The sequence below is a fragment of the Roseibium aggregatum genome, assembly GCF_014692675.1.
Classification (GTDB): Bacteria; Pseudomonadota; Alphaproteobacteria; order Rhizobiales; family Stappiaceae; genus Roseibium; species Roseibium aggregatum_C.
Map to the genome: position 1 here is coordinate 1 of NZ_JABFCZ010000052.1, position 9,091 is coordinate 9,091.

8 protein-coding genes and 1 pseudogene are annotated in these 9,091 nt (G+C 62.0%); 3 read left to right on the forward strand and 6 right to left on the reverse strand.

The features are described 5' to 3' along the window. Positions 1-285: 285 nt before the first annotated feature. Positions 286-852: an acyloxyacyl hydrolase gene (locus HK439_RS25795; protein WP_190294374.1), complete on the reverse strand. Its 567-nt coding sequence runs from the start codon at positions 850-852 to the stop codon at positions 286-288. 248 nt (positions 853-1,100) lie between these two features. On the opposite strand from HK439_RS25795, the gene HK439_RS25800 reads away from it, so the two are divergent. Next, the gene (locus HK439_RS25800; RefSeq protein ID WP_209012080.1) at positions 1,101-1,808 is read left to right on the forward strand and encodes a ferredoxin; all 708 of its coding nucleotides are present in this window, start codon (positions 1,101-1,103) and stop codon (positions 1,806-1,808) included. Here the strand turns inward: HK439_RS25800 and folK are convergent. Further along, positions 1,805-2,305: a 2-amino-4-hydroxy-6-hydroxymethyldihydropteridine diphosphokinase gene (gene folK, locus HK439_RS25805; protein WP_190294375.1), complete on the reverse strand. Its 501-nt coding sequence runs from the start codon at positions 2,303-2,305 to the stop codon at positions 1,805-1,807. The genes HK439_RS25800 and folK overlap by 4 nt on opposite strands. Before the next feature lie 7 nt (positions 2,306-2,312). Continuing rightward, the gene (gene folP / locus HK439_RS25810) at positions 2,313-3,140 is read right to left on the reverse strand and encodes a dihydropteroate synthase (RefSeq protein ID WP_209012081.1); all 828 of its coding nucleotides are present in this window, start codon (positions 3,138-3,140) and stop codon (positions 2,313-2,315) included. Positions 3,141-3,334: 194 nt separating this feature from the next. On the opposite strand from folP, the gene HK439_RS25815 reads away from it, so the two are divergent. Beyond that, complete coding sequence (locus HK439_RS25815; protein WP_190294376.1) at positions 3,335-4,909, forward strand: alkaline phosphatase D family protein; 1,575 nt, start codon at positions 3,335-3,337, stop codon at positions 4,907-4,909. Positions 4,910-4,989: 80 nt separating this feature from the next. Here the strand turns inward: HK439_RS25815 and HK439_RS25820 are convergent, their stop codons facing one another. Next, positions 4,990-6,207 carry a multidrug effflux MFS transporter gene (locus tag HK439_RS25820; RefSeq protein ID WP_190294377.1) on the reverse strand — a complete coding sequence of 406 codons (1,218 nt, stop codon included), beginning with the start codon at positions 6,205-6,207 and terminating at the stop codon, positions 4,990-4,992. Next, positions 6,208-6,660: a MarR family winged helix-turn-helix transcriptional regulator gene (locus HK439_RS25825; RefSeq protein ID WP_190294378.1), complete on the reverse strand. Its 453-nt coding sequence runs from the start codon at positions 6,658-6,660 to the stop codon at positions 6,208-6,210. It abuts the gene before it with no gap. Positions 6,661-6,868: 208 nt separating this feature from the next. Here HK439_RS25825 and typA point away from each other — a divergent pair, with 208 nt between their 5' ends. Next, positions 6,869-8,692 (forward strand): translational GTPase TypA, encoded by a 1,824-nt coding sequence (typA, locus tag HK439_RS25830; RefSeq protein ID WP_190294379.1) that lies wholly within the window; start codon positions 6,869-6,871, stop codon positions 8,690-8,692. 298 nt (positions 8,693-8,990) lie between these two features. Here typA and HK439_RS27050 read toward each other — a convergent pair. Continuing rightward, a pseudogene (locus tag HK439_RS27050) lies at positions 8,991-9,091 on the reverse strand (IS110 family transposase); the annotation flags it as partial.

Below are 9,091 nucleotides of genomic sequence, written 5' to 3' on the forward strand. Positions count from 1 at the left end.
AAGGACGGTTCTTGGCCATGGGGATTACGGTCCCGGCCATCCGATCCCCGGAGGTCGGCCAACCTCCGGGGATCAGCCAAATCTTCATCGATTTGACCCAAACACAACATGCAAGGGGGAGATGTCACCGAGCAAGCGGTACGACCGTTCCTTATCCAAAAGGGTCCCGCACGATGCGGTAGCGGAGATCCGGACCCGTCAAAGCTTCTGCCTCTCCGGCTCGCTGTGTCGCTTGGCCGGGTTGACTGGGGAGAAGCCAGATTTTTTCTGATATGCCTTAAAAGCCTAGAACGCGTAGCCGAGGCGGACGCCGGCGTTGGTCAGGCCGTTGTTGGCCGAGCAGTAGCCGTTGTTCGAGGAGTGCTCGATGATCGCGGAGACGTTGACCCGCTCGTTGATCCGGAAGCCGAGAGACGCGGATTCACGGAACATCACGTTGCAGCCGAGGGCCAGCGTGTTCGGCGTGGTCTTTTCGGTGTTGCCGTTGTGGGCCATGCCGCCGAAGCTGCCTTCGATGAACATCCAGTCGGTCAGGTCCAGGGTCAGCGTGTAGCCCGCATAGACCATGCTGGTGTCGCCGGAGAGGTTCAGGTTGCCGCCGAAATGCGGACGCAGCATGCCGTTGGTGCCGAGACCGGGAATGGTGAAATCGACGGCGGCCCAGCGAAGCAGGATTTCCGCGTTGATGTCGACGCCGCTCTCGCGGCCCATCAGGTCGTGATAGAGAACGCCGCCCCTGACTTCATTCGTCAGTCCGGAAGTGTTTCCGGTCAGATCTGCAGCGGTTGCCACCGTGCTTGAGCCGGTGATGATCAGTGCTCCAAAGAGCATGCCGCGTACAAGATTTTTCATGACGACCTTAGCCCGGGTGGTCTTTTCGAATTTCATTAAGTTAATCAGCACAGATGGTCGCCCGGAAGCAATATGGAAGTTCCCTGATTGCCGGGGTTTTTTCTTTCTGTGGGGTTCTTGTCCGGAAACCGTGGCATTTAGGACACAAATTCGTCAGGGTCGGACTGGAGAATTTCCTGCCGGGTGCGCCGTGAGGATTTTCATCCGCTGTGAAACCAGATGACCTGAAAAGCGGGATTCGGCCGGAAATGCGCAATCGGAACAAAGATCATACCCTGCCTGTCGACATGGCCGAGCGTTGCCGCCGGGACGGTTTCCTTGTGCTCGGCGGCTTTTCGCCGGCGCCGGGCGATGCCGTGCCGGCGGTCGCTCCGGGGCTTTCCGCGCGCGCGCTGTTCCTCATCGGCAGCACCGGACCGGGGATCTGGCCTCAATTTGCCGAATCACCTGAATTCAAGGATGGCGCGCCCGACCCGCTCGACCGCTTCACCCGGCGGGTTCTTTCTGCTGTTGCACGGGACCTCGGGCTGTCGGTCGTTTTCCCGTTTGACGGGCCGCCCTACCATCCGTTTCAGCAATGGGCGATGAAGGCGGGCGGGTTTTCGCCGAGCCCGCTCGGCGTTCTGGCGCATGAAACTTATGGACCCTGGGCCGGGTTCCGCGCGGCCTTTCTGTTGGCCGAAGACCCTGGACAGATTACGGAACAGACGTCCGAAGGACCGTGCCCGGCCTGCACCGACAAGCCTTGCCTTGCCGCCTGTCCGGTCGATGCGATTTCGGGATCTGAGGGCTATGACGTACCGCGGTGCCGGGATCATCTGGCGGGCGGACAGGGCGAGGCGTGTTTTTCCGGCTGTCTTGCCCGGCATGCCTGTCCCTACGGCGCCGATTTCCGCCAGTCGCCGGAACAGGCACGCTTTCACATGGACAGCTTCATGGGGTTGTCCGCGACCTAGGCGTCCAGCTTGACCACGCCGTCCTGGTCCGGACAGGTCTCCAGCGCCTCGGCAACGGTGCGGCCGTCGCCGAGCGGTGCATCCGGCCAGATTTCCGCAAGCGGGATCAGGACGAAGGCGCGCTCGCTCATGCGCGGATGAGGGATGATCAGCCCGTCCCTGTCGATCTTTTCGTCGCCGAAGATCAGGATGTCGATATCGATCAGGCGCGGACCCCAGCGCTGATCGCGGACACGGCCCATCCTGGCTTCGATGGCAAGGCCGCGCTCCAGAAGCGCGCGCGGCTTCAGAACGGTGTCGATGGTGATGCACATGTTGGAGTAGTCGTCCTGGGGAATCGGTCCCCAGGGCGGGGTCCGGTAAACGGACGAGCGGGCAACGACGGTGATGCCCGGCGTCGCATCCAGATATCTGACCGCCAGATCGAGGTTTTCGCGGGAATTTCCCATATTGGAGCCGAGTCCGAGGGCAACGCGGGTCGGTGTCTGGGTCGTCATATTCTATCTAATTCCGGTTTGCCGATTCGCTCAGCGTTGCCTGGAGAATCCGAACCGCATCCGCATGGGGGCGGACATCATGGGCGCGGACGATCGATGCGCCTTTTTGCACGGCGATCAGGTGAACCGCAAGGGATCCGTAAAGCCGGTCTTCGGTCGGTACGTCCAGAACCGCGCCGATCATGCGTTTGCGGGACGCGCCGGCAAGAATCGGCAGGCCGTGCTTCTTCAACCGGTCCAGGCGGTTCAGGATGACGTAGTTCTGGTCTAACGTCTTGCCGAAACCGAAGCCGGGGTCGAGGATCTGCTTGTCTCTCGGAATGCCGGCCTTGTCGGCCAGCGCCATGGAACGTTCGAACCAGCGGTCGATGTCGTCCATGATGTCGATGGAAGCGTCCGCTTCCGCCCGGTTGTGCATCATGATGACATGGGCGCCGGTCTCCGCCGCCGCGTCGGGCATGGCCGGATCCTTCTGCAGGCCCCAAACATCGTTGATGATCAGCGCACCGGCCGCACAGGCGCGCCGGGCGATCTCCGCCTTGTAGGTGTCGATGGAAACGGGCAGACCGAATTCCACGACCTGTTCCAGGATGGAGGCAATGCGGGACCATTCGTCTTCCAGGGAAACCGGCGCGGAGCCCGGCCGGGTGCTTTCGCCGCCGATGTCCAGAATGTCGGCGCCTTCCGCCTTCATGGCCCTGGCATGTGCAATGGCGCGTTCTTCAGCAAAATGCAGACCGCCGTCGGAAAAGGAATCGGGCGTCACATTCAGGATACCCATCACCTGGGCGCGTTCGCTCGCGGTCGGCAGCTTATAGCCGGAACATCTGGGCATTTGGGGCTCATCCTGTTTGTCTTCCGGCGTGTGTGACGTCTTGAGAGGTGGGGGTCAAGGGCAGGACGGGCTTGCTGTCATGAAAATTTGCACGGGCCGTCACAGGACCTTGATTTCCGTGTTAAATTCCTGCGCCAAACAGGCGGCGTGCCACGGGAGCGGCGATGGGCCCTCCCCCAGCTTTGGAGCCAGACATGTCTTCTCAAGTTTCACGCCGTGCTTTCCTCAAATCGTCGGTCGCCACCGGCCTCGCCTTTTCCTCCGGCCTTGCCATGCCGGGGCTGTCGCGCGCGTCTTCCCGTCCGGTCATCACCCATGGCCTTCAGTCGGGGGATGTCGATGCTGGTTCCGGCATGATCTGGGCGCGCGCCGACCGTCCGGCGAAAATGCTCGTTGAATTCGACACGACCGGCACGTTCGAGGCGCCGACGCGCCTTGCGCCGATCAACGCCCTGCCGGAAACCGACTTTGCCGCCAAGCGCCTGCTGGAAAGCCTGCCGTCCGACCAGGAGATCTTCTACCGGGTGGCCTTTGCCGATCTCAACGACGTCAACGCGGTTTCCGAGCCGATGACCGGTCGTTTCCGCACAGCCCCCGGATCGCGCCGCTCGGTCAGGTTCGCCTGGTCCGGTGACACCGCCGGTCAGGGCTGGGGCATCGACAAGGCCCACGGCGGCATGAAGACCTATACCACCATGGCCAAGCACACTCCGGATTTCTTCATCCATTCCGGCGACACGATCTATGCCGACGGCCCGATCAGGGAAAGCGTCGAGCTGAAGGACGGATCGGTGTGGAAGAACATCGTCACGGAAGAAAAGTCGAAGGTTGCCGAGACGCTCGCCGAATTCCGCGGCCAGTGGAAGTACAACCTGATGGACGAGAACCTGCTGGCGTTCAACGCCGAGGTCCCGACCTTCTTCCAGTGGGACGACCACGAAGTGATGAACAACTGGTCGCCGTCGAAGGACCTGAGCGGAGACGACCGGTACACCGAGAAGAACGTCGCCCTGCTTGCCGCCCGTTCGGCGCGCGCCTTTCACGAGCTGGCGCCGATCCGTTATACGCCTGCCGAACCGGGCCGCATCTATCGCAAGATCGCCTACGGTCCGTTGCTCGACGTGTTCTTCCTGGATTTGCGCTCCTACCGCGGTCCGAACGGTCCGTCGATGGAAACGGAAATGACCGACGCGTCGCGCATCCTCGGCGCGCAGCAGCTTGCCTGGCTGAAGCGGGAACTCGCCAGTTCCCGCGCCACCTGGAAGGTGATCGCCTGCGACATGCCGATCGGCCTGATCGTCTGGGACAACTGGAAGGAACAGGCAGGCGCAGAAGCCGTTGCCAACGGCGACCACGGCGCACCGAAAGGCCGCGAGCTTGAGTTCGCCGACCTGCTGCGCTTCATCAAGTCGGCGGATATCGACAACGTGGTCTGGCTGACCGCCGACGTGCATTACACGGCGGCCCATTACTACAATCCGGACAAGGCGCAGTTCCAGGACTTCAAGCCGTTCTGGGAATTCGTCTCCGGTCCGATCCATGCCGGCACCTTCGGTCCGAATGACCTCGACATGACCTTCGGTCCGGAAGTCAAATACGTGAAGGCGCCGACGAAGGAGCAGGGCGTGAACCTGCCGCCGTCCCTGGGACTGCAGTTCTTCGGCCTCGTCGATATCGACGGCGCCACGGAACAGCTCACGGTTCGCCTGATGGACCGGGAGGACGCCGAGCTGCACAAGATCACGCTGGATCCGGTTCGCCGCGGCTGATCAGGCACGAATAACCGCAACGAAAGACCGGCGGGGCCGCAATGCCTCGCCGGTTTTTTATTGTCCGGGTCGCCCGCCGGTCATTCAGCCGCGGCGCGGGCGTCCTTTGTCTTCATTCCAAGCAGGAAATAGAGGATCACGCCCACGAGCGGCATGACGGGGATGATGGTCGACATGCCGAAGAGCGGATCACCCATGGAGGCGATCAGCAGACTGCCGAGGATCCCGCCGCCGAACTGCATGAACCCCATCATGGACGAAGAGGCGCCTGCAATATGGGGGAAGTCGCGCATGGCCGAGGTAAAGTTCGCCGGCAGGATAAAGGCGAGCGAGAAGGCGAAGAAGCCGACCGGCCCCATGACGATCAGGTAGGACGGTTCGTAAAGCCGCAGCAGGATCGCCATGAGGGCCGAGGCTGCGAGCATGCCTACGATGCCGAGCGGGACCAGCTTTTCGGCGTCGAAATATTTGAGGAGACGGCCGGTAACGAGCGTGCCCGATATGAAGGACAGGGACTGCATCATCATGCCGACGCCGAACTGCGCCGGGGTCAGGCCGACGTCATGGATCAGGACGAAGGGCAGGACCGTCGCCATTGCGTAGATGTTGCCGAGGCACAGGCCGAGCAGCAGGCTCGGAGCCATGAATTTCCGGTCGCTCAACAGGGTCATGTAGTTGATCGCCAGCCGCTCGGGATGAATGTTCGTCACGTTCTTGAAGGCATTGGTTTCCGGCTGAAAGGCGATGACGGCCGCCATCAGGGCAGCGCCGTAAAGGAGCATGCAGATGAAGATTTCCCGCCAGCCGAAGACCTCCAGGATGATGCCGCCGATTGTCGGTGAAATCGCCGGCCCGAGCGCGAGCATGGTTCCGATGGTGTTCATGATCCGCGCCGAATGCTGCCCGGTGTACTGATCGCGGACGATCGCGCGGGACACGGCAACCCCGACGGCGGCGCCGACACCCTGGAGGGCGCGGGCAATCAGCATCCAGGTCACATCCGGGGCCAGCGTGGCCAGCACCGTGGAGGCCAGATAAAGCACCAGAAAGGCAATGGCCACGGGTTTGCGGCCGAAGGCGTCGGACAGCGGGCCGCAGACAAGCTGGGTCAGCGCGAAGCCCGCGAAATAGGTGGTCAGGGTCAGCTTGATCAGGGCGTCCGACGTGCCGAAGTCCACGGCCAGCTGAGGCATCGCCGGCGTGTAGAGGGACATGGTAATCGGGCCGATCGCCACGAGGGCGGCGCCAAGGATCGTCGTCCGGCGCGTACTCATCGCCGGTTCTGCAGCAACTGTCATTCAGCTACCCGCTTCGGAATTGAGGAGGTTTATTCTCATCGTTTCAAGCAATGCCTCGAGCTCATCCCGGCGGCTCCTGGGCACTCCGGTGAGGGCATCATCGTGAACCTGATCGATGGCTTTTTCGATCTTGGCAAGGATCGGGTCGGCTGCGTCCGTCAGCGTGATCAGCTTGGCGCGCCGGTCCGTCGGGTCGATGGTACGCTGGACCAGTCCGGCCTTTTCCAGCGAGTCCAGATAGCCGACCAGCGTCATGGGTTCGACGAACATGCGCTCCGCCAATGAAGCCTGGCGCTGGCCCGGGTTGCGCCAGATGAAGGCGAGCGTTCGCGCTTCGGCGACAGTCAGTCCGGTGTCGATTTCCGTCAGCGCCGCCTCGAAGCGACGGCGAAGAAGTCTGGCAATATCGACAATCATCAAACTGGCGCCGCCGTCAGGGGCGGTGAGGTTCATAATGACACCTATAGTAAGGAAGCCTTATGGATATGCGCCCTGGGTTCGGGCTTGTCAAGTGAACTGCGGCGTTACTGCATTGCACAACCCGCCGGTTCGCACTATATAGGGCGCAAATTTCAGCCACTCAGGCCATACAGCGAAAACTGAATAGCCAAGACATGACATGCGGGTCCATCGGGGCCCGCTGTGTCTTTTGGAGCCTTATATGAACTTGCGCAATATCGCCATCATCGCACACGTCGACCATGGCAAGACCACCCTGATCGACGTGCTGTTGAAGCAGTCCGGCGCTTTCCGCGACAACCAGCGGACCGAAGAGCGCATGATGGACTCCAACGACATCGAGCGTGAACGCGGCATCACCATCCTGGCCAAGGTCACGTCCCTGGTCTGGAAAGACACCCGCATCAACATCGTGGATACCCCGGGCCACGCCGATTTCGGCGGCGAGGTGGAGCGTATCCTGCACATGGTCGACGGTGTCATCCTTCTGGTCGACGCCGCCGAAGGCCCGATGCCGCAGACGAAATTCGTGCTCGGCAAGGCGCTGAAGCTCGGGTTGAAGCCGATCGTCGCCATCAACAAGATCGACAAGCCGGAACAGCGCGCCGACGAAGTCCTCGATGAGGTGTTCGATCTGTTCGCGTCCCTGGACGCGAACGAGGAACAGCTCGACTTCCCGGTTCTCTACGGTTCCGCCAAGCAGGAATGGATGGCCACCGAGCCGGAAGGCCCGAAGGACAACATGGATCCGCTGTTCGACATGGTGCTCGACAAGGTCGCGCCGCCGGCTTCGGAGCCGGGCGCGTTCCGGATGCTGGCGACCACGATTGAATCCGATCCGTTCCTGGGCCGGATCCTGACCGGCCGGATCGTCTCCGGCACCGCCGTTCCGAACATGCCGCTGAAGGCGCTGTCCCGCGACGGCAAGGTGCTGGAAAACGGCCGCGTCTCGAAAATTCTGGCGTTCCGCGGTCTGGAACGCCAGGCGATCGAAAAGGGCGAAGCGGGCGACATCGTCGCAATTGCCGGCATGACCAAGGCCACCGTCGCCGACACCCTGTGCGCACCGGAAGTGACCGAACCGCTGCAGGCGCAGCCGATCGATCCGCCGACGCTGTCCATGACCTTCCGCGTGAATGACAGCCCGCTTGCCGGTACCGAAGGCTCCAAGGTGCAGTCGCGCGTGATCCGCGAACGGCTGATGAAGGAAGCGGAAGGCAACGTGGCGCTCAAGGTGGAAGACACCGACGAGCCGGACGCCTTCGTCGTTTCCGGCCGTGGTGAGTTGCTGCTGGCGATCCTGATCGAAAACATGCGCCGCGAAGGCTTCGAACTCGGCGTCGGCCGTCCGCGCGTCGTCTATCAGTTCGATTCTGCCGGCAACCGGCTGGAGCCGATCGAGGAAGTCATCATCGACGTGGATGAGGAATATTCCGGGGCGGTCGTCCAGAAGCTTCAGGAGCGCAAGGCCGATCTTCTGGAAAAGAAGCCGTCGGGCGGCGGACGCACGCGTCTCGTCTTCAATGCACCGACCCGCGGTCTGATCGGCTACCAGTCCGAACTCATGTCGGACACGCGCGGTTCGGCGATCTTCAACCGCCTGTTCCACGGCTACGAGCCCTACAAGGGTCCGATCCAGGGCCGGCACACCGGCGTGCTCCTGTCCAACGGCACCGGCGAAGCCGTGGCCTATGCGCTCTTCAACCTGGAGGACCGCGGCCCGATGATGATCGATCCGGGCACCAAGGTTTATCCGGGCATGATCATCGGCGAACATACCCGTGGCAACGATCTCGAGGTCAATGTCCTCAAAGGCAAGCAGCTCACGAACATTCGGTCTGCGGGCAAGGACGATGCGGTCAAGCTGACGACGCCGATCCGCCTGACGCTGGAAGCCGCGCTGTCCTATATCGCCGACGATGAACTGGTCGAAGTCACTCCGTCCTCCATCCGCCTGCGCAAGTCCATGCTCGACCCGCACGAGCGCAAGCGCGCGGAACGGGCCGCCAACAAGGCAAGCGCCTGATCTGCTGACTGTTCCGGCCCAAAGCCGGCACGAGAAAATAAAGCCCGTCGCCATCTGGCGGCGGGCTTTTTGATTTCAGCCAAAAATCCAACCTCTCCATCGTCACCCCGGGCAAGCGCGAGCGCGACCCGGGGCCGGGGAGGCAGAGGCCTATCGATTTCTATTGGTTTGCTCTGACAAAGACCGTGGCTCTCCGGTCCCGGATCTCCGCCGACGCTTCGTCCGGGATGACCTCAACGGAGATGTTTGGACGGTGTCCCTTGTTCCCGTCTCCCCCCTTGAGCATCTGTGTTTTGTGTCAAGGATGGTTTGGACACCAGATCCGGTTTTCTGAGAGGAGTGTATTTGCGAGAACGATGAGTTTTCGCATGACGGCGACAATCGCGACCTTCGGCTTTT

Excerpts from the sequence above, each read along its gene's own strand:
- HK439_RS25815 (WP_190294376.1), top strand. The coding sequence starts at position 3,335 with ATGTCTTCTCAAGTTTCACGCCGTGCTTTCCTCAAATCGTCGGTCGCC.
- typA (WP_190294379.1), top strand. The coding sequence starts at position 6,869 with ATGAACTTGCGCAATATCGCCATCATCGCACACGTCGACCATGGCAAG.
- HK439_RS25825 (WP_190294378.1), bottom strand. The coding sequence starts at position 6,660 with ATGAACCTCACCGCCCCTGACGGCGGCGCCAGTTTGATGATTGTCGAT.
- folK (WP_190294375.1), bottom strand. The coding sequence starts at position 2,305 with ATGACGACCCAGACACCGACCCGCGTTGCCCTCGGACTCGGCTCCAAT.
- HK439_RS25820 (WP_190294377.1), bottom strand. The coding sequence starts at position 6,207 with ATGACAGTTGCTGCAGAACCGGCGATGAGTACGCGCCGGACGACGATC.
- HK439_RS25800 (WP_209012080.1), top strand. The coding sequence starts at position 1,101 with ATGCGCAATCGGAACAAAGATCATACCCTGCCTGTCGACATGGCCGAG.
- HK439_RS25795 (WP_190294374.1), bottom strand. The coding sequence starts at position 852 with ATGAAAAATCTTGTACGCGGCATGCTCTTTGGAGCACTGATCATCACC.
- folP (WP_209012081.1), bottom strand. The coding sequence starts at position 3,140 with ATGCCCAGATGTTCCGGCTATAAGCTGCCGACCGCGAGCGAACGCGCC.